The sequence below is a fragment of the Micromonospora tarensis genome (genome assembly GCF_016803395.1).
Classification (GTDB): Bacteria; Actinomycetota; Actinomycetes; order Mycobacteriales; family Micromonosporaceae; genus Micromonospora; species Micromonospora tarensis.
The window spans coordinates 69,682-89,107 of the sequence record NZ_JAEVHL010000006.1 but is presented as its reverse complement, the minus strand read 5'-3'; the positions used below and the strand labels follow the sequence as shown (position 1 = coordinate 89,107).

The window sequence follows — 19,426 nt, the reverse complement described above, 5'->3', positions numbered from 1 at the left end:
GCGCCGCCCGCGCCCTCCGCGCCGCCCGCGCCCTCCGTGCCGGCCTCGGCCGTGCCGTTGCCCGGCCGCCGGGTCTCGTCGCCGCTGCCCACCGCGCAGTACGAGGCGCGGGTCGGCCCCGGCACGCTGCCGGAGCTGCGCGACAACAACGGTGTCCTGCACATCGGCTACTACCACGCGATGGTCGCCGCCGCCGTGCGCGACCTCGCCGGCTCCCGCAGCTATCTGCTGCGCGGCCTGGAGTTCGTCGAGGCGTTGCACTTCTCCGACGAGTCCGAGCGAACCGTGCAGGTGACTGTGGAGCCCGCCGCCGACGGCGCGGAACGGGCCTGCGCCGTGCACAGCCGGCCGACCGGCGACGGCGAGTGGAGCGCGCACCTGCGGGCGACGCTCTTCCCGGAGCCGACCACCACCCGCATGCTCACCACGGCGGCGGACCGTGCCGCTCTGGCAGGCCGGTGCCCCCGCCCGATCTCCGCCGACGACTTCCACGCCGACCTGCGCGAGCGCGGCTTCACCATGGGACCGGCGGTGACCTGGGTCGACCGGGTCAGCGCGGGCGACGGCGAGGCGCTGGCCCGGTTCCGGCCCACGGGAGCGGACGAGAACACCTGCGGGCTGGCCGTGCACCCCGGAGTGCTGGACGCGGCCGTGCAGCTCTTCGCCGTCGCCGGCCGCGAGCAGCTGAGCGGCGACGCGTTCATCACCCGCCGCGTCGCCGAACTGCTCGTGGTGGACCGGCCGGTCGCCGGGCCGCTGTGGGCTCACGCCGTCGTTCGGCAGGGGCTGCGCGGCGACATCCTGGTCTTCGCCGACTCCGGCGAGTTGGTCGCCCGCGCCACCGATGTGGAGATCACCCGCATCGACAACCGGCGGCGGGTGGAGCTGGCGCGGCAGGCGGCCACCCACCCGCACGCCGCCGCCGGCGCGGACGTCGTGGGCTACCTGACCGACACGGTGCGCGGTTTGCTCGCCGGGGAGACGCCCGAGGTGGACCGGCCGCTGGCCGAGTACGGCATGGACTCCCTCGCCGTGCTCGAACTACGCCGCCGCGTCACGGCCGACCTGGGGCACGACGTTCCGGTCGAGTACCTGCTCCAGGGCCCGTCGATCCGGGACCTGGCCGCCCTGCTGACCGGCTCCGGCGACGACGGCGACCCCGGCGACGCGTACGGCCGGGACTACGACCTGCGCCCCGAGTCGTGGCTCACGCACGGCAGCGACCGGGCCGACGCGGACGTCCGGCTGTTCTGCGTGCCGTACGGCGTCAAGGGCGCGTCGCTCTACGCCCGGTGGGCGAAACGGCTGCCCGAGCACGTGGACGTCTGCCCGATCCAGTTCCCCGGCAAGGAGCAGCGAATCCGGGAACGTCCGATCGCCGACCTCACCGAGGCGGTCGACGCCCTCGAACGGGTGCTCACCACCCGGCTGGACCGGCCCGTCGCCCTGTACGGGCACAGCGTCGGCGCGCTCGTCGCGTATCGGGTCGCCCGTCGCCTGAGCGGGACCGGCCGGGTCAGCCACCTGTTCGTCGGCGCGTACACCGCGCCCAGCGACCAGCCGAACCCGGTGTACCGCCGGGTGATGGAGACCTTCAAGGTGTTCGGCTTCGACGACGTGCCGGCGGTGGAGGAGTTGGCCGGCGCGTCCGCGCGGGACCACAGGCGTTACGAGACGTTCATCCGCGAGGAGTTCGGCATCGACGTCGACGCCGAGGTGCGCGCCGCCGTGAAACCGGTGGGGCTGGCCGACTTCCGGCTCGTGCACACCTACCGGCACGACCCGGACGAGCCGCCGCTGACCATCCCGGTGACCGCCTTCCACGGTGACCGGGACACCTTCGTCAGCGAGGAGGAGATGCGGGCCTGGGGCAGGCTGACCACCGGCCCGTTCACCCTCCAGGTGGTGCCCGGCGACCACTTCTTCCTGCACGGCGACCAGGCCGAGGAGCAGGTCGTCACGACCATCGCGCGGGAGCTGGGCCGGTGAGGTCCGTGCCCAACGCGGCCAGGATGCCCCGGGTGGCGGCGGTCGCGACGGCCTCGCGGTGATCGTGCAGGAAGAAGTGACCGCCGTCGAACATGTGCCGCCGCAGCGGACGGCTGGTCACCTCCTGCCACCCGGTCAGCTCCGGCTCGGTCGCGTCCGGGTCGCGCCGTCCACCGAACACCTCGACCGGGCAGTCCAGCGGGTCGCCGGGCCGGTGCGGGTAGCCGTCCATCGCCGCGATGTCCGCGCGCAGGATCCGCGCGTAGTGCGCCAGCAGGTCCGCGTCGGCGGCCACCTCGGCGGGAATGCCGCCGTACCGGCCGTTGAGGACCATCGCGAGTTCGAAGTCGGGCAGCGCCAGCAACGCGTCCGGACGACGCCGGAACTGCGGCGCCCGCCGGGCCGCGACACCGAGCCAGACGGGAGGGGCGCCGGTCCGCCGCCGCCACTCGACGGCGGCCAGGTACGCGGCCAGACCGCCCATGCTGTGCCCGAACAGGGCCAGCGGCGCCGGCCCGAGCGGCGTCAGCGCCTGCACCGCGCCGCCGCGAACTCCTCCAGGTCGGCGCAGAGCGGCTCGTCGCTGCGGTTGTCGCGGCCGGGCGGTCGCACCACACACACCTCGGCCCGCGGATCGAACACCGTCGACCAGGACCGGAACACCCCCGCCCCGGCGCCGGCGTTGGGGAACATGACCAGCCGGAACAGCGGGTCCGGCTGGGGGTTCAGCCGCAGGAACCATCGGCTTGGCCGCATCGGGGTCACCCGCCGGAGCGTAGCATCCGCGACCGTGCATGAACCGAAGTGAGGAGCGATCATGGCCGAGGGCCTGATGTCCGTCGTCTGGGATCTCCGCCGGGTCCGCCGCGGCGGACCGGAGCTCGTCGCCGAACGGCAGCGCACCCGCCTCGCCGACCTGCTGGCCCGGGCCGGGCCGACTCGCCGTACTACCGGGAGCTGTACCGCGACCTGCCCGACCGGGTCGACGACGTGAGGTCGCTGCCGGTGACCACCAAGGCCGAGCTGATGAGCCGGTACGACGACTGGGTCACCGACCGCGCCGTGTCGCTGGACGAGGTGCGCGCGTTCGTCGCCGACACCGACCGGATCGGCACGCTCTACCGGGACCGCTACCAGGTGGTCACCACGTCGGGCACCAGCGGCCTCCGTGGCGTCTTCGTGCAGGACGACCGGACGTACGCCGTGTTGTCGGGGATCACGGTGGCCCGGGCCAGCGGCTCGTGGCTCGGTGGGCGTGACTACCTGTCGATGCTGCGCCGGGGCAACAAGGTGGCCGCGATCTGGGCGGTCGGCGGCCACTTCGCCGGCTACTCCACCGCCCAGCGCCTCATCCGGGAACGCCCGATCCGCAGGCGCAGCATTCGGATCTTCTCGGTGCACTCCCCGCTGGACGAGCTGGTGCGTGGCGTCGGCGCCTTCGGCCCGACCATCCTCAACGGGTACGCCAGCGCCGTCTCGTTGCTGGCCCGCGAGCAGCGCGCCGGCCGCCTCGGCATCCGCCCGGTCCTGGTGATCACCTCGGCGGAGAGCCTGCCGCCGGAGGAACGCGTCCGCATCCGGGAGACCTTCCAGGCCAAGGTCCGTGACCAGTACGCCTGCTCCGAGTTCATGGGGCTGGCACACGGTTGCGAGCACGACTGGCTGCACGTCAACGCCGACTGGGCGATCCTGGAGCCGGTCGACGAGCAGTTCCGCCCGGTGCCGCCCGCCAGCCGTCGCACACGGTGCTGCTCACCAACCTGGCCAACCGGGTGCAGCCGATCATCCGCTACGACCTCGGCGACAGCCTCACGATGCGGCCGGACCCGTGCCCGTGCGGCAATCCGCTGCCGGCGGTCCGGGTGCAGGGTCGCACCTCCGAGGTGATCGCCTTCCCGGCCCCGGACGGCCGGACGGTCGAGCTGCCGCCGCTCGCGCTCGGCACCCTCGTCGACAGCACCGCCGGGGTCCGGATGTTCCAGATCGTGCAGACCGACCCGCACCGTCTCGCGGTGCGGCTGGTCATCGAGGACCGCGCCGACGCCGGCCAGGTCTGGGCGCAGGTCCAGCGGGCGCTGCGCGGCCTGCTCGACAGCCACGGCCTGACCGACGTGCGGGTCGAGCACGACGAGGAGGCCCCGCAGCGCACCCCGGGTGGCAAGTTGCGCACGGTGTTCTCCACGGTGTCCCGCTGACGTGGCGAGGGGCCGGTGCGGCCGGGATGTCCCGGCCGTACCGGCCCCTCAGGGGATTACTTGTTCCAGGCGGTGCAGGTCACGCCCGCGGACGTCTGGGCGCAGGCGCGCAGCTTCGCGTAGACGCCCCAGACCACCGAGCCCGAGATCAGCAGGTCGGTGTTCGAGGTGGCCGTGACCTTGTTGGTGTTGGGCGCGGTGGAGCCGTACACCTCCAGCCACACCGAGTCGCCGGTCTGCGCCGGCAGCAGGTGGGCGCGGTAGTCGTACACGAACTCGAACACCCGGACGGTCTTGCCGTCGGGAGTGGTGGTGCTCGGGGTGGGGTCGACCGCGGCGGACGCCGGTGCGGCTCCCATGAACATTGCGCTGGCGCCGATCGCGGTAGCCAGGAGTGCGGCAGAACGCTTCCTCATGGTGTTCCTCTCTGTTGCTTCCGCCGAGGGGGGTCGGCGAGATGGCACCCGGGGACCGTCGGTGCTGCGCGCGGTCCGCGGGCGTGGCCAGCCGGTGCGGCTGGGGCATGGAGGCCCGGGCTGTCCAGGCGTGCCTAGCGGCCGAGCGGGCTGTAGTACGCGGTGCAGGTCACGCCGCCCGACGTCTGCGCGCACGCGCGGTAGGCGTAGAAGATCGGGCCGACCAGAGTCGACTCGAGCTTCGCGGTGTCGCTGGTGGCGGTCACCTTGCCCAGCTGTGCGGTGGAACCCTGTCGCTGCGTCCACGCCGAGTCGCCGGCCGACGCCGGCTGGAGGAGGGCGTACATGCCTCCGACGAACTCGCGGATGGCGATCGTCTTACCGTCCGGAGTGGTGGCGGTCGGGGGACCGACAGCGGCGGAGGCGGGTGCGGCCGCGCCGAGGATCAGGGCGCCCGCGCCGAGCGTGGTCGCCAGAATCGCGGCGAGCTGCTTCTTCATGGTGTTCCCTTTCGTGTGACATTCCCAGCGGCCGGTCAAACTGTGAACAGTGAACAGCGCAGGACTTTCTGGGAACAGACGGAAAGCCCGAAGAGTGGCGGTGTACGCCATTGAAGTTTGACCGGAAATCTCGGTCGCCCGACTTTCGCAGTATCGACATCCGACATTCCAGCGCGATTAGAAATCTTTGCGGCGGGGGTGGCGCATTTTCAATTCATGAGCCGTCGACCCGTGGTGGATGGGCCGAGTTCCCGCCTCCGTCGGCTGCCGTCGGGCGGGCGTGATCGAAGTTCCGGATGTGTCGTGGCGCGGGGCGTGCGGATTGGTGGAAGCTCTGGTGGCGCCGCCATACCCGTCGCACCCTGAGCCCTGCCGACGCAGGTCGGGATGGCGTACCGGGCGGCGAGCGCCGACAGTCGGCGCGACAGTGGACCGTTAGCAGAGGGTGGATCATGGTGTTGGACGTTCCCGCCGGCCCCGACCTTCGTAGCGCGCGCGGTGCGTTGAGCGGGCCTGGTCATCCGGGCGTGGGCGCTACGGCCGAGCGGACGTCCCGTCCGTTCACCGGCTCCGCCGAGGACGCCGCCCTCGGTCTCGACCGATGGCGTGATCTGCCACGGGTCCAGCTGCCGCCGTGGGCGGACATGGCGGAAGTGGCCTCGGTGTGCCAGGTGCTCGACGACGTCCCGCCGCTGGTCGCCCCGTACGAGGTCGATCAGCTGCGGATGCGGCTGGCCGAGGTGTGCGAGGGGCGGGCGTTCCTGCTCCAGGGCGGCGACTGCGCCGAGACCTTCGCCGACAACACCGAAAGTCACCTGCTCGGGAACGCGCGGACGCTGTTGCAGATGGCCGTTGTGCTCACGTACGGCGCGTCCATGCCGGTGGTCAAGGTCGCCCGGGTGGCCGGCCAGTACACCAAGCCGCGGTCGGCGCTGACGGACTCGTCCGGCCTGCCGGCGTACCGCGGCGACATGATCAACTCATTGGAGGAGGACGCGGCGGCGAGGGTCGCGGACCCGCAGCGGATGATCCGGGCGTACGCGAACTCCGCCGCGGCGATGAACATGCTCCGCGCCTACCTCGCCGGCGGCCTGGCCGACCTGCACGGGCTGCACGACTGGAACCGGGACTTCGTGCGGGCGTCCCCGGCTGGTGAGCGCTACGAGGCCATCGCCCGCGAGATCGACCGCGCCCTGGACTTCATTCGCGCCTGCGGCATGACCGACAACGAGGCGTTGCGCACGGTCCGCCTGTACTGCTCGCACGAAGCCCTCGCCCTGGAGTACGACCGGGCGCTCACCCGGGTCTCCGACGGCCGCGCCTACGCCCTGTCCGGGCACTTCCTGTGGGTCGGCGAGCGCACCCGCCAGCTCGATCACGCGCACATCGACTTCATCTCCCGCATCGCCAACCCGATCGGCGTCAAGCTCGGCCCGGGCACCGGGCCGGAGACCGCGATCGAGCTGTGCGAGAAGCTCAACCCGGACAACGTGCCGGGCCGGCTGACGTTCATCAGCCGGATGGGCAACGGCAAGGTGCGGGACGTCCTGCCGCCGATCGTGGAGAAGGTCCACGCGGCGGGGGCCAAGGTCGTGTGGCAGTGCGATCCGATGCACGGCAACACCCACGAGTCGTCGAACGGTTACAAGACCCGCCACTTCGACCGCATCGTGGATGAGGTGCTCGGATTCTTCGAGGTGCACCGTGGCCTGGGCACCCATCCGGGTGGTATCCACATCGAGCTGACCGGCGAGGACGTCACCGAGTGCCTGGGTGGCGCGCAGGGCATCGGCGACCTCGACCTGCCCGGCCGCTACGAGACCGCCTGTGACCCGCGGCTGAACACCCGGCAGAGCCTCGAACTCGCCCTCCTGGTCGCGGAGATGCTGCGGGAATGGCCCCGCCCGATCCGGTGACCCAGCCGGCGCCGGCCGCTAGCCGGCGCTGACCCGGACCAGGGCCACGAACCGCTCGGACACCCCCGGCTCGCCGACGCTGCGCCCCTCGGCCTCCACCCAGGCGTGGGCGGTGAACGGCTCGCTCTGGCGTACCCCGGCGCACCAGGTCGGCCAGCAGCCGGACATCCGGCAGAGCAGGGCCACCGCCAGTGACCGTTGCAGGCAGGCCTGCAGCGCGTTCATCCCGAGGCTGGCCGACATCACCCGGTCGCGGCTGGCCTTGGCCTCCGCGTAGCTGGCCGGCCGGGCACCCCGGCTGACCCGGCCCAGCACCTTTGCCAGCAGCGCGGGCGGAAGCGGCCGGAGCGTGTGCCCGAGGACGATCGCCGCCCTGGTCACCAGGCGGCGGCGCAGTGACGGGTCCCGCGGACCACGGTGGACGGTCATCTCGAAGGTCATCGGAGTGCTCCCGCCGCGCGCATGTCGGCCACCAGCGAGTCGACGTCCCGGCGGGCCTGCCCCGGGTCCACGTCGTACTGCTCGACGAGCCGCTGCACCGCGCCGTCGGCGTCGGAGCCGCCGAGCAGGCTCGTGACGATGAGCGCGCCGCTGGGGTTGAGCTGCCAGTACGTGCCGCGCCGCCGATGCAGCAGCACGGCCCCGAAGTCGGTTTCAGTGAGGGTGAAGTCTTGGTGTAGACGCAGGCTCATCGGGTCCCCAAGGTGTCGGGCGGATGGATGCGGGCCGGGTGCGAAGCCACGACTCACAGGCGATCGTGCTCAGCAGGGCCCCGTCCGCCAGCTCCGGCGCGGACGGGGTCGAGCACAGCTGGCGTAGCCGACCGGCGTCGACCAGGCCGAGATCGGCGAGGCGGGAGTCCTCCCAGAGCTGCGCGAGCCGGACCCGCTCCTGGCGCAGCCCCTCGGCGCCCTCGACGCCGCCCTGGGCCTTCGTCTGCCGGTCGAGGCAGTCGTCCGGAACGATGCCGCGCATGGCCGCGGCGAGCAACGGCTTGTACCGGTACGGCGTCACCCGCTCCTCGCTGCGAACCGAGAACGCCGCCGCGATGACGTGGTCGTCGAAGAACGGCGCGGCCAGCGGCAGGCCGACGGTCCGCGCCATCGCGTCCAGGACGCTTACCTCGCGGGTCGCGGCGCGGATCCCGTGCAGCTCCAGATGGGTGCCCTTCTCCTCGACCAGCGGAACGGCAGACGTCGCCGCGGCGCGGAGCGCCTCGTTGATCATGTCCCGGGCCATCGGCGTCAACCACTGCGGTACCCGTGGCGTGGGAACCCAGCCGAAACTCGGGATGGTGATGTCGACGCTCGGGGGTTCGTCCAGATTCACGCCGAGCAGGCTGCTCCGCAGCGATCGGCGGTCGAGCAGTTCGCGCAGGAGTGCCCCGCGTCGCCAGGAGAACAGAGCGCGGTAACCGCGCAGGTTCGCGACGGCTCGCCGGGGGGACCGCCGCATCAGCCGCTGGAGGTAGATCGGGCTTCCGGTGAAGAGCTGGTCGCCACCGAATCCGGTGAAGTGCATCGTCGAGCCGGTGCCGGCCATCCGCCGGATCGTGGACATCGCGCGGCCCCGGTACGGAACCATCATCGATGGTTCGTCGAGGACATCTTCGCCGATGCCCATCTCGGCGTACGGCAGGGTGAACTCCTCGGGCGGCAGGACGATGTGCTCCCGGAGGCGCAGGTGGGTTGCCGCCAGGCGGGCCCAGCCGAGCTCGTCGGAGAGCGGATCGTCACTGTGGGCCGTGCAGGCCACCAGGTCGGCGCCCCTGCGCTCGGCCAGGAAGGCCAGCGCGGTGGAGTCGTATCCACCGGACAGGTCGGTGCTCATCGGCTGGCCGGGCCGCATCCGGGCGTCCACGGCCGCGGTGAGGGCCGCGCGCACGGCCTGGGCCCCGTCGGCGAGACCGAGCGCGGGTTCCGGTGCCGACCACCACCGCACACTGCGGGCGTGCCGGCCGTGGCCGGTCACGACCAGCTGGTCGTACGGGTCGACGGCGGTCACGTTCTGCCACATCGGCGCCTCGCCGAGCGGATACGGCACCGGCTCGAGCAGCCGGATCGCGAGCGCGCTGGCCGTCGGCTCCGCCCCGGTCAACGCGGCGAGCAGGTCCGCCCGGCTCGCTGCCACCGTGCAGCCGTTGATCTCGGCATGGTAGACGCGATGCCATCCGGAGGCGGTGCCCTGCACCTTGACGGCGTCACCGTCGGCCGCGATGACGGCGAACGATCCGGGGAGATCGTGCACGTGGTCCACGTCGCTGACGCTTGTCGCTCGGGCCACCAGCCGAGTCAGATCGTCGGCGCTGGCTCCGAACTGACCGATCATCGCCACTCGCACCGGCCCGTCCGTGCTGGCGACGAGCTCGCCCGTGGACCATCGGCCGATGATCCACGGCGCCCGGTCATGTGGCGCAGGGTCCGGATGCCCGGCCCTGTCAGTGACGGATGCCAGGCCAAGCTGGCCAGAGCAGCGTTGTCCGGTAACACAACGAAGCAGGGAGTTCCATCATGGCCTGGCATGCTCAACCCGTCAGATGAAGCGGCGCAGGAAGAGCTCCGCGCTGATCGTGGTGATGCTGAAGCCGGTCAGCTTGCGGAAGCTGCCCACCTTCGTGAAGGACGGGGTCTCGTACAGGTTGTTGTTGTTCGTGTTGTTGTTGTTCGCGTTGTTGTTGTTGTTCATTCTTTTCCTCCCGATAGATGTTCCGGCCGGTTCTAGCAGATTAGATGTCGCAGCGAGCAGAGGCTATCGGAGATAGCAGGTTGCTAATCGTGCTTGACTCCTGACCCAGGCTGGTTGTCAGATCCCTGGCGCACCTGGTGACCCGAACGTGGCTCGGTCTTACATTTCGGGAATCCGATCGGATAGTCGTGCGTAAATTGCCGTGCGTTAATGGCAGCTACTGACGGCGCGGTCAGCCTGCCGTGGGATGTGTGCCCGGGGGCGACGCCGAGGTACGCCGTCGGGGTGTCTGCCCGCATGCCGCTGTCGACGCTCGGCCGCTCAGCCCGGAGCGCGCGCCGCCCTGCCGACCTCGCCGCGGCCGGGCCGACGCGGCTCCCGCGTTCGCCGCCGGCACGGTCTTCGGCGCCGGGCGGTACCGCCGTTCCGCGGCGGGCGCTGTCACGGGCGCCGGAAGCCGCGCATCGCTACCGGTGCGGCGACCAGAACGGTGACGGCGCACATGCAGAGCGGCCAGAGGACCATCGACGGGGTCGCGGCACCAAGGGCCAGGCCCCGAGCCGCGTTGATGGCGTGGGTCAGCGGGTTCACCTCGGCAAAGGCCCGCAACCAGGTCGGCAGCCCGTCGGTGGTGACGAACGCGTTCGAGGCGAACATCAGCGGAAAGGTGAGCATCCCGCCGATCTGTTGCAGGCTCTCCGGTCGACGGAGCAGGGTGGTCAGCGCCATGAAGACCCAGCCGACGGACCAGGCGAGGCTCAGGGCGACAAGCATGGCGCCGAGGGCGCCGGCAATTCCACCGGCCGGTGCGTAGCCGAACAGTAGTGCGCCGATGACCAGCAGGAAGAGCAGCTCCACGGCGTTGAGAGCGGCATCGGCGAAGCTGCGAGCGAGCAGGACCGCCCCGGTCCAGAGTGGCATGGTCCGAAACCGGGTGATGACGCCGTTGCGCAGGTCCGTACTCAGCAGCAGACCGCTCTTCACCCCGGATGTCATGCCCATCGATATCAGGACCGCGGGCAGCAGGTAGTCGATGTAGCTGACGCCGTCGGGGAAGCTGGGCACCTGGGCAAGGCTGCGGAACACCTGGCTGAAGAGCAGGAGCAGGAGGAACGGCTCGATCAGGTTGGGCACCAGCAGGGCTGGTTCACGCAGCACCCGCAGGGAACGACCGGAGAGCACCAGCACCTGCCGCAGGGCTCCCGCGCCGTGCAGTGGTGGACCGATCCCGGAAAGGTCCACCCGCGCGGGTGGTGGCGCGGTGGCTGGGATCAGCGTGGTCGACATCGGACCTCCCCCGCGAGGTTGGTGATCATTCGGAACCGGTGGCGGCGCTGCCCTTGAGACTCAGGTAGACGTCGTCCAGGGTGGGCTCGACAACTGTGAGTCCGTCCAGTCGGGCGCCGGCCTCGTTCATGCAGCCCACCACCTCGGCCACCATCGCGGCGTCGTGGATGGGCACGGTGACGCTGCGACGGGCCCGGTCGTACGTGCCGGTCAGGTTGGCTCGTTCGAGCGCGGCCAGCGCGGCCGGACCGACCGCGCCGTCGCCCAGGACGACAGTGACGGACCGCTCTCCCACCTCGGCCTTGAGCTGTGCGGGCGTGCCGGAGGCGAGCACCCGTCCGGCCGCCAGCACGACGATGGACTTCGCCAACCGGTCCGCCTCCTCCAGGTACTGGGTGGTGAGTAGCACGGTGGTGCCGTCGTCGACGAGCTGTTGCACCAGGTCCCAGGCGTCGTGCCGGGCCTCCGGGTCCAGACCGGTGGTGGGCTCGTCGAGGAAGATCACCTGAGGGCGTCCGACGATGCTGGCGGCGAGGTCGAGCCGCCGCCGCATCCCGCCGGAGTAGGTACGCGCCGCCCGGTTGGCGACCGTCGAGAGGCGGAAGATCTCCAGGAGGTAGGCGACCCGACTGGCGGCCGCCCGGCGGCCGGCCCCGAGTAGCCGGGCGAGCAGGATGAGGTTGTCCCGTCCCGACATGGTTTCGTCGATCGACGCGAACTGTCCGGTCAGGCCGATCCGTGCCCGGACCTGCGCCCCCTGTCTGACCACGTCGTAGCCGGCGACCCGGGCGGTCCCGCTGGTGGGTGGGAGCAGGGTGCTCAGGATGTTGATCAAAGAGGTCTTGCCGGCGCCGTTGTGCCCGATCAGGCCGAGGACGGTTCCCTCCGGCACGGTGAAGCTGACCCCCTCCAGCGCTCTGGTGGCGCCGAACGCCTTGGTCAACCCAGCTACTTCGATCACGCCGGTTACCGGCCTTCCGCTCCAGCCCGGCGAGCAGAGAAACGGCCGGGCCGGGACCAGTACCGCCGGGCTCGACGCTACTGGCGACGACGCCGCGGGTAGCCGGGCCGGAAAAGAATTTGAATCGCCGCTTCGTGGTGAACGGGTGCGGCTGATCCTGGTCGCCCAGCAGGTGCCGAACCCCGACCGCCGACCAGGCCGGCCAAGGATTGACTTTTTGATGTGTCCTTGAGGGCCGGACAACCGGATTGCTTTGCTTGCCCGTACGAGGAGTGGCGCCCAGACCGGCTCGGGGATCCGAGGGGCCTTCGCCGCCGAGCGCCGGAGTTTGCGGCTGGCGGCTGCCGCTCGTATCCGCGGAAAGGGACTCCATGGGGTTGCCCAGCACCCAGAACCAGCGCGCGACGCATATCGCGGCGGCCGTGGTGCCGCGAAACCGCACGACGCTGGCTCCGGTGGCGAATTTCGGAATTTCGATATCGCTGCCGGAGGCCGGTCTCCTCCCTGGTTGGGTTCGGCCGTCGGCCGGTGGGAATGTGCCGGCCCGCCGTCCGCGAACCCAGTCTCATCCGCTCGGTGATATCCCGCAACGCCAATGGGGGTGTCGTGGCGAAGATCTACTTCACTGACCGGGATCTGTCCCGGGTGAGGTTGACGATCACTCTGGGGCCGCTCACGGAAGGGGTGTTCGCGTTCGATCTGCTCAGTCGCCCGAGCAGCGTGGTCTATGAGGATTGGCGTCAGCGGGTACGCGAGTCCAGCCGGACCAGATCGGTCGCGAGCATTTTGCTGCAGCAGCGTCTGCGCCCCATTCCCGACCTCCTGTGGTTGCTGCAGGGGCCCTCCGCCGTGGACGACAACCGCCTCAGCGCCGCGGGTCTCAGCCGGCAGGCGGCCACGATGGCGATCCAGGACTTCTGCCGCACCGCCATCCTGCCGTACTGGGGACGGATCCGCCGGTACCTGGAGGCGGAGCGGGATGCCCGCGGCCGTGTCCTGGTCAACGGCGGGGTCGAGAAGCTCCTGTCGATGCTGCACGCCGGCGCCCGCTGGGAACTGCCGGTGTTGGAGTTGCCGCTCGACCAGCCCGGGATCGTTCATCTCAACGGCCGCGGCCTGATCCTGGCGCCGTCGCTGTTCCTGCCGACCCGATGCTGCGTCCTGCTCGACGTGCAACCGTCGACGGATCCGCCGGTCCTGTTCTTCTCGGTGCCGCCGGATCGGCAGACGGCCCCGAGGCTCTGGAACGGGGCGGACGACGGGGGTCAGGCGCTCGAGTCGTTGCTGGGCCGAACCCGGGCCGGCATCCTTCGGACACTCGCCGACAGCTGCACGACCGGAGAACTGGCCGACAAACTGAGCATCTCCTCGGCGGGAGTGAGTCAGCACACCGCGGTACTCCGTCAGGCCGGGCTCATCACGACTCGCCGAAATCGTCAGACGGTGCTGCACACCCTGACCGGACTCGGCGCCGCGGTGCTTCTCGGGATGGCGTACGACTGCGACCCGCCGATCCGACCTGAACCGCTGTCCCGGCTGAGAGTTCCGACCGCGACGAACTAACCAGCGGACACCCCAGCGGGATTGACCACCGCGCCGGCCATTGCCGGGCGCGGCAATTAGCATGTCCGCGCTAATCCACAAAGGCGTCGAATCGACGATTTCAGGCTCGGCTTAAAGGCATTGCGCCGTGCTCCGGCGATAAGAATTCTGTGGATGCTGGCGTTGTGGAGGCATGCCGCCTGGTGTGAGTCAGTTCGCCAGCGCACGGTATCCAGTAAAGAATGGAGCGGGCATGAGTACAGAACCACGGCGTCTGAGGGTTTTCGACTCGACGCTGCGCGACGGGGAGCAGGCACCCGGAAATGCGATGTCGCCGGAGCAGAAGCTGGAGGTGGCATTGGCAATCGAATCGCTCGGCGTGGACACCATCGAAGCCGGTTTTCCGAGCTCGTCGCCGAGTGACTTCAAGGCCACGCAGCTGATTTCGCAGGCGCTGACGACTGCGAAGGTGGCGACGCTCAACCGGGCGACCATCGACGACATCAACGCGGCGGCGGAGTCCGGCGGCGTCGAGAACCACCAGATCCAGATCATGGTGACCGGCAGCGACGTGCATCTGGAACACAAGCGGGGCATCACCCGCGCGGAAGGGCTCCGCGAGGTGTCGGACAGTTTCCGATACGCCCGCTCGCTCGGCTTCACCGACATCTCCCTCGGCGTCGAGGACGCCAGCCGCGGCACCGACGATCTGCTCCGCCCATTGATCGACGTTGCCGTTCAGGAGGGCGCCGGCACCATCATCGTGGCCGACACCACCGGCTGCATGCTGCCCGCCGAGTTCGGTGACCTGATCGGTCGGATCAGGTCCTGGATACCGCCCTCGGTGATCATCTCCACCCACTGCCACCACGACTTCGGGCTGTCCCTGGCCAACGCGCTCGCCGGTGTCGAAGCCGGTGCGGACGAGGTGCAGGCCACCCTGGCCGGAATCGGCGAGCGGGCCGGCAACACGCCCCTCGAGGAGTTGGCCGCCGTCCTCGTCTACAAGCACGAACAGCTGAACGTCAGCACGACGCTGCGGACCGAGGGACTCTTCGAGGCGTTCCAACTGCTCTGCGAGACGATCGACCTGCAGGCGCCCCGGAACAAGGCGATCTTCGGAACGAACGCGTTCGCGACTCAGGCGGGCATCCACCAGGCGGGCATGCTGCGCAACCCGATCACGTACGAGTACGCCGAGCCGGCCAGGTTCGGCCGCAGGCGGACGATCCTGATCGGACGTCACTCCGGTCGCAACGTCATCCGGAACCTGTTCGACGAGATCGGCGCCCCGGTCGACGACGTCCTGGTCGAGGAGCTGTACGAGGAGTACATCGCCGGGCGGGTGGGCGGCGACTGCATCGACCGTGACGTGGTCCGCGCGATCATCGGCCGTCGGCTGGCCGACAAGCAGCTGGCCACCACCGGCGGTGAGCGCTGATGGTCGGTCCCGTCACCCTGGTGGAGAAGATCTGGGATCAGCACGTCGTCCACCGGGCGCCGGGTGAGCCGGACCTGCTCTACATCGATCTGCACCTGATCCACGAGGCGAGTTCACCGCAGGCCTTCGACGGGCTGCGGCTCGCCGAGCGCGCCGTGCGGCGACCCGACCTGACGTTGGCCGTCGAGGACCACAACGTACCCACGGACAGCCTCTTCATCCGCGACACCATGGGCCGCGCCCAGGTCCAACAGCTGCGCGACAACTGTTCGCGGTACGGCATCGAGCACCTGCCGCACGGCGACGCCCGGCAGGGGATCGTGCACGTGGTGGCGCCCGAGCTGGGACTGGTGCAGCCGGGCATGACTGTCGTCTGCGGGGACAGCCACACGTCGACCCACGGCGCGTTCGGCGCGTTGGCGTTCGGCGTGGGCACCAGCGACGTCGAGCACGTCCTCGCCACCCAGACGCTCGCGTTGGTACGCCCCAGGACGATGGCGGTCAACTTCGTCGGGCTGCCCCCGGTTGACGTCACCCCGAAGGACCTCATCCTGGCGCTGATCGCCAGCCTGGGTGCGAACGGCGCGCACGGCTACGTCCTGGAGTACCGGGGACCGGTTGTCGACGCGATGTCGGTCGAGGGCCGGATGACCATGTGCAACATGAGCATCGAGGCGGGTGCCAGGGCCGGTCTGGTCGCCCCGGACGAGCGCACCTTCGAGTACCTGCGGGGCCGCCGGGTGGCGCCGCAGGACGCCGCGTGGGACGAGGCGCTGGCCTTCTGGAGGACGCTGCGGACCGACGAGGGCGCCGTCTTCGATCACGAGGTCACCCTCGACGTGTCGGACCTGACGCCGTTCGTGACCTGGGGGACCAACCCCGGCCAGGCGGTGCCGCTGGGCGACAGCGTGCCCGACCCGGCCACCCTGAGCGAGCCGACGCAGCGCGCCGCCGCCGAGCGGGCCCTGGAGTACATGGGGCTTGCCCCGGCGACCCCGATGCGCCAGCTCGAGATCGACACCGTGTTCCTCGGCTCCTGCACCAACGGACGGATCGAGGACCTGCGCGCCGCCGCCGAGGTGATCAAGGGCCGGCAGGTCCTGCCCCGGGTCCGGATGCTTGTCGTGCCCGGGTCGATGGACGTTCGCCGCGAGGCGGAGGAGGAAGGGCTGCACATCATCTTCCAGCAGGCCGGTGCCGAGTGGCGGCTGTCCGGATGCTCGATGTGCATGGGCATGAACTCCGACCGGTTGCAGGGCAGCGAGCGGGTCGCGTCGACGTCCAACCGCAACTACGAGGGTCGGCAGGGCACCCGCGCACGCACCCACCTGGTCTCCCCGGCGGTCGCGGCGGCAACCGCCGTGACCGGTCGTCTCGCCGCGCCCAGTGATCTCTGACGGAGGCTTACATGCAGGTATTCACGACCCACACCGGACGAGCCGCACCGCTTGGTCGCAGCGACGTCGACACCGACCAGATCATCCCGGCGGAGTTCTGCAAGCGGTTGACCAAGACCGGGTACGCCGACACGCTGTTCGCGAACTGGCGTGAGGATCCCGAGTTCGTCCTGAACGACCCAGCGCGGGCCGGCGCGTCCGTGCTGGTGGCCGGGCACAACTTCGGTACGGGCAGCTCGCGCGAACATGCGGTGTGGGCGTTGCGGGACTGGGGTTTCCGAGCGGTGATCGCCACCAGCTTCGGCGACATCTTCCTCCGCAACGCGTTCAAGAACGGACTGCTGGCCGTGGCCCTGAGCCCTGACGTCGTCGAGCGTCTGGCCGGCTGCGCGGAGCGCGACCCCGCCTTCGAGATCGAGATCGACCTGGACCGCCGCGACGTCCGGGCGGACGGGGGAACCTGGACGTTCGAGGTCGACAGGCGAGCACGTTGGCTGCTGCTGAACGGGCTGGACGACATCGGCGTCACGCTCGGCTCGGCGCAGGCGATCGGGGAGTACGAGGGGCGCCGCCACTCCTGGCTGCCGGCCCTGCGCCGGGGCGAGCTCGCGACCGGACGGCCCGCCGAGCACGGGGTGGCCCGGTGACGGCCGCGACCCGGCGCGGGTACATCTCCGAACGAGCATCCCAGCTACAAGGCAGCAGCCTGGCGGAGCTGCTCGTGCTGGCCCGGGACCGGAACGCGATCAACCTCGCGGTGGGTACGCCGAGCTTTCCCGACACGCCACAGGTTCTCATCGAGGAGGCGATCTCCGCCCTCCGGTCGGGTTACAACCAGTACGAGGCGCCGGTGGGCGCGGCGAGCCTCCGCAAGGAGATCGCCAAGTCGCTGAACACCCCGCCCGACCCGGAAACCGAGGTGACGGTGACGGTCGGTGGGACCGAGGCGCTCTGCATAGCGCTGCTCGGTTCGGTCGACCCGGGCGACGAGGTGATCGTGCTGGAGCCGTTCTACGAGAACTTCGTCAGCGCCATCGCGCTCGCCGGCGCCATTCCCCGGTTCGTCCGCCTCCGGCCGCCGACGTGGGACTTCGATCCCGCCGAGCTGGCGGCGGCGTTCGGGCCGCGCACCAGGGCGATCCTGCTCAACACCCCGAGCAACCCCACCGGCCGGATGCTGAGCCTCGACGAACTCAACGAGATCGCGGATCTGGCCGAGCGGTGGGACGTCACAGTCATCTCCGACGAGGTGTACTCGCACCTGGTCTTCGACAACCGGGTGCACCTGTCGGTGTCGGACGTCCCGCGACTGCGGGAGCGGGGCGTCGTGATCGGGTCGCTGTCGAAGAGCCTGGCGGTGAGCGGGTGGCGACTCGGGTACCTCCGGGCTGCCGCGGACCGCACGGCCGTGTTCCGACGGCTGCACGAGGTGACCACGAGCGGCACCGCCGCGCCGCTGCAACTGGCGGCCGGCCGCGCCGGGGTGGTGGCCGGAGAGTGGTGGCGACCGGCTGGCGAGCTGGCCGTGCGTCGGGACCTGGCGATCGACATCTTCACCGGCCTCGGCCTGGAGATTCGACCTCCGGACGGCGGATGTTTCCTGTTCGGGGACATCAGCCGGGTCACCGACGAGAACTGCAACCAGTTCGTCGCGCGCCTGCTGGAGGAGAACGCGGTGCTGCTCGTGCCGGCGGCGCCGTTCTTCGCCGATGCCGAGCGCGGTCGGCAGTTCGTCCGCATCGCGTTCAACAGGTCGATCGAGACGCTCGAGGCGGCCAGGCAGAACCTGTCGGGCCTGGCCCGGAAAAGCTGAGGAGCGAGCTTGTCCGTCATCACTGTCATTCCGGGCGATGGAATCGGTCCCGAGGTCATCGAGCAGGCGCTGGTCGTCATGGACGGGCTCGGTACCGGCCTGGAGTTCGACGTACTGGACCACGTGAACGCGAGCACGTTCCTGCGTACCGGCGTCGCGCTCTCCGATGTGGACTTCCGACGCGTGAGTGCCAGCCAGGGCACGTTGTTGGGGGCGGTGGGTGATCCGCGGGTGACGTCCTCCGAGTATGCCCGGGGCGTCCTGCTACGCCTGCGGTCCGACCTCGACCTCTACGTCAACCATCGCCCGGCCCGGCTGCTCGACGCCCGGCTGAGCCCGCTGCGCGACGAACAGCGGCGGAACATCGACTGCGTGATCGTGCGGGAGAACACCGAGGGGCTGTACGCCGGAATCGGCGGCATCCTCCGGTCCGGATCGACCGAGGCGGTCGCGATCGACGCGGAGGTGAACACCTACTACGGGATCGACCGCGTCCTGGAGTACGCCTTCTCGATCGCCAGACGGGGGGTGTGCCTGGTCGACAAGTCCAACGCGGTCCGGTCCGGCGGAAGCCTCTGGCAGCGTTGCTGGGCGGAGGCGAAGCAGCGGAACCCTGACGTGCCCGTGACCCACCTCTATGTCGACGCGGCCGCGATGAAGCTGGTCTCGGACCCGGCGTCATTCGACGTCATCGTGACCAACAACTCCTATGGCGACATCCTGAGCGATCTGGCGGCCGAGGTGGCCGGCGGCATCGGTGCGGCGGCGTCGGCGAACATCAACCCGCACACCGGGTACGGCCTGTACGAGCCGGTGCACGGCAGCGCGCCCGACATCGCCGGCACCGGTGTCGCCAACCCCCTCGGCGCCATCCTGAGCGGAGCGATGCTGCTGGCGCGGATCGGGCGCGAGGAGCAGGCGCGGGCGCTCACCCGCGCGGTCGAGGCCACCGTGACAGCCGGTCGGTGCACCCCGGATCTCGGCGGCGATCTCCACACCAAGGAGGTCGGTGCCGCGGTGCTGGCCGAACTCGGCTAGGGGCTGTGCCGATCGGCACCCCCGTGCCACTGCCGTGGTTGTGGAAGGGGCGGTTCGGCACATGTGCGGGTAACCAGGCCTCAGCAGACTTGGCCCATGCCCAGTTCGCACCCGGCCTGCCGTGTCCACGGTGTTCCGCCCGCCGCGGCCGTCCCCGCCACGCCCCGGTCGGCGTCGCGGGCGCGGCCGCGGCCGGTTGGACCGCCTGGTCGGCGGTGGACCGGCAGGCCCGGGCACATTCGGCGC

Annotated in this window: 21 protein-coding genes; 11 read left to right on the top strand and 10 right to left on the bottom strand. The window is 70.4% G+C overall.

Annotation, left to right across the window (positions count from 1 at the left end; all coding sequences use genetic code 11):
- Positions 1–1,989: thioesterase domain-containing protein (locus JM949_RS02755; RefSeq protein WP_203146880.1), on the top strand; the 1,989-nt coding region annotated here is incomplete at its 5' end.
- On the opposite strand, the gene JM949_RS02750 is transcribed toward JM949_RS02755, so the two are convergent.
- Both JM949_RS02750 and JM949_RS02745 read right to left on the bottom strand, forming a co-directional pair.
- Positions 1,958–2,527, bottom strand: a complete 570-nt coding sequence (locus JM949_RS02750) for a thioesterase II family protein (protein ID WP_203146879.1) — start codon at positions 2,525–2,527, stop codon at positions 1,958–1,960. The genes JM949_RS02755 and JM949_RS02750 overlap by 32 nt on opposite strands.
- On the bottom strand, positions 2,515–2,745 hold the full coding sequence (locus tag JM949_RS02745; protein ID WP_203146878.1) for a thioesterase II family protein: 231 nt from the start codon (positions 2,743–2,745) through the stop codon (positions 2,515–2,517). Before JM949_RS02745 ends, JM949_RS02750 begins: the two co-directional genes overlap by 13 nt.
- A gap of 61 nt (positions 2,746–2,806) precedes the next feature.
- Between JM949_RS02745 and JM949_RS02740 the strand changes: the two genes are divergently transcribed.
- Genes JM949_RS02740 through JM949_RS02730 form a run of 3 tightly spaced genes read left to right on the top strand, consistent with a single transcriptional unit; the run spans position 2,807 to position 4,184 of the window.
- A complete protein-coding gene (locus tag JM949_RS02740; RefSeq protein WP_203146877.1) occupies positions 2,807–2,983 on the top strand; it encodes a hypothetical protein in 177 nt (58 codons plus the stop codon).
- Between the two features lie 11 nt (positions 2,984–2,994).
- Positions 2,995–3,876: a phenylacetate--CoA ligase family protein gene (locus JM949_RS02735; protein WP_203146876.1), complete on the top strand. Its 882-nt coding sequence runs from the start codon at positions 2,995–2,997 to the stop codon at positions 3,874–3,876.
- Positions 3,852–4,184: a hypothetical protein gene (locus JM949_RS02730; RefSeq protein WP_238432445.1), complete on the top strand. Its 333-nt coding sequence runs from the start codon at positions 3,852–3,854 to the stop codon at positions 4,182–4,184. The genes JM949_RS02735 and JM949_RS02730 overlap by 25 nt, the downstream gene beginning before the upstream one ends.
- A 56-nt stretch (positions 4,185–4,240) precedes the next feature.
- Here the strand turns inward: JM949_RS02730 and JM949_RS02725 are convergent, their stop codons facing one another.
- Positions 4,241–4,600: a hypothetical protein gene (locus JM949_RS02725; RefSeq protein ID WP_203146874.1), complete on the bottom strand. Its 360-nt coding sequence runs from the start codon at positions 4,598–4,600 to the stop codon at positions 4,241–4,243.
- 134 nt (positions 4,601–4,734) lie between these two features.
- Complete coding sequence (locus JM949_RS02720) at positions 4,735–5,100, bottom strand: hypothetical protein (RefSeq protein ID WP_203146873.1); 366 nt, start codon at positions 5,098–5,100, stop codon at positions 4,735–4,737.
- A gap of 452 nt (positions 5,101–5,552) precedes the next feature.
- Between JM949_RS02720 and JM949_RS02715 the strand changes: the two genes are divergently transcribed.
- Positions 5,553–7,016 (top strand): class II 3-deoxy-7-phosphoheptulonate synthase, encoded by a 1,464-nt coding sequence (locus JM949_RS02715; RefSeq protein ID WP_407664680.1) that lies wholly within the window; start codon positions 5,553–5,555, stop codon positions 7,014–7,016.
- Positions 7,017–7,034: 18 nt separating this feature from the next.
- Here JM949_RS02715 and JM949_RS02710 read toward each other — a convergent pair whose 3' ends face one another.
- The 6 genes from JM949_RS02710 to JM949_RS36310 all read right to left on the bottom strand — a co-directional run bounded on the left by JM949_RS02710 (position 7,035) and on the right by JM949_RS36310 (position 11,949).
- Positions 7,035–7,457, bottom strand: coding sequence for a lasso peptide biosynthesis B2 protein (locus JM949_RS02710; RefSeq protein ID WP_203146872.1), 423 nt, complete (start codon positions 7,455–7,457; stop codon positions 7,035–7,037).
- A complete protein-coding gene (locus JM949_RS02705) occupies positions 7,454–7,708 on the bottom strand; it encodes a lasso peptide biosynthesis PqqD family chaperone (RefSeq protein ID WP_203146871.1) in 255 nt (84 codons plus the stop codon). The genes JM949_RS02710 and JM949_RS02705 overlap by 4 nt, the downstream gene beginning before the upstream one ends.
- Positions 7,671–9,356, bottom strand: coding sequence for an asparagine synthase (locus tag JM949_RS02700; protein WP_203146870.1), 1,686 nt, complete (start codon positions 9,354–9,356; stop codon positions 7,671–7,673). The genes JM949_RS02705 and JM949_RS02700 overlap by 38 nt, the downstream gene beginning before the upstream one ends.
- Positions 9,357–9,548: 192 nt before the next feature.
- A complete protein-coding gene (locus tag JM949_RS02695) occupies positions 9,549–9,701 on the bottom strand; it encodes a keywimysin-related RiPP (RefSeq protein ID WP_203146869.1) in 153 nt (50 codons plus the stop codon).
- Positions 9,702–10,142: 441 nt separating this feature from the next.
- On the bottom strand, positions 10,143–10,988 hold the full coding sequence (locus JM949_RS02690) for an ABC transporter permease (protein ID WP_203146868.1): 846 nt from the start codon (positions 10,986–10,988) through the stop codon (positions 10,143–10,145).
- Positions 10,989–11,013: 25 nt separating this feature from the next.
- Positions 11,014–11,949 carry an ATP-binding cassette domain-containing protein gene (locus JM949_RS36310; protein ID WP_309231971.1) on the bottom strand — a complete coding sequence of 312 codons (936 nt, stop codon included), beginning with the start codon at positions 11,947–11,949 and terminating at the stop codon, positions 11,014–11,016.
- A gap of 606 nt (positions 11,950–12,555) precedes the next feature.
- Between JM949_RS36310 and JM949_RS38945 the strand changes: the two genes are divergently transcribed.
- The 6 genes from JM949_RS38945 to JM949_RS02655 all read left to right on the top strand — a co-directional run bounded on the left by JM949_RS38945 (position 12,556) and on the right by JM949_RS02655 (position 19,180).
- Positions 12,556–13,512 (top strand): ArsR/SmtB family transcription factor, encoded by a 957-nt coding sequence (locus JM949_RS38945; RefSeq protein WP_309231970.1) that lies wholly within the window; start codon positions 12,556–12,558, stop codon positions 13,510–13,512.
- 184 nt (positions 13,513–13,696) lie between these two features.
- Complete coding sequence (locus JM949_RS02675; RefSeq protein WP_309231969.1) at positions 13,697–14,932, top strand: LeuA family protein; 1,236 nt, start codon at positions 13,697–13,699, stop codon at positions 14,930–14,932.
- Entirely contained in the window at positions 14,932–16,329 is a 1,398-nt protein-coding gene (gene leuC / locus JM949_RS02670) for a 3-isopropylmalate dehydratase large subunit (protein WP_203146866.1), read from the top strand. Before JM949_RS02675 ends, leuC begins: the two co-directional genes overlap by 1 nt.
- 11 nt (positions 16,330–16,340) lie before the next feature.
- Complete coding sequence (gene leuD, locus JM949_RS02665) at positions 16,341–16,976, top strand: 3-isopropylmalate dehydratase small subunit (RefSeq protein ID WP_203146865.1); 636 nt, start codon at positions 16,341–16,343, stop codon at positions 16,974–16,976.
- A complete protein-coding gene (locus tag JM949_RS02660) occupies positions 16,973–18,142 on the top strand; it encodes a pyridoxal phosphate-dependent aminotransferase (RefSeq protein ID WP_309231968.1) in 1,170 nt (389 codons plus the stop codon). The genes leuD and JM949_RS02660 overlap by 4 nt, the downstream gene beginning before the upstream one ends.
- A gap of 9 nt (positions 18,143–18,151) precedes the next feature.
- On the top strand, positions 18,152–19,180 hold the full coding sequence (locus JM949_RS02655; protein ID WP_203146864.1) for an isocitrate/isopropylmalate dehydrogenase family protein: 1,029 nt from the start codon (positions 18,152–18,154) through the stop codon (positions 19,178–19,180).
- Positions 19,181–19,426: the final 246 nt, after the last annotated feature.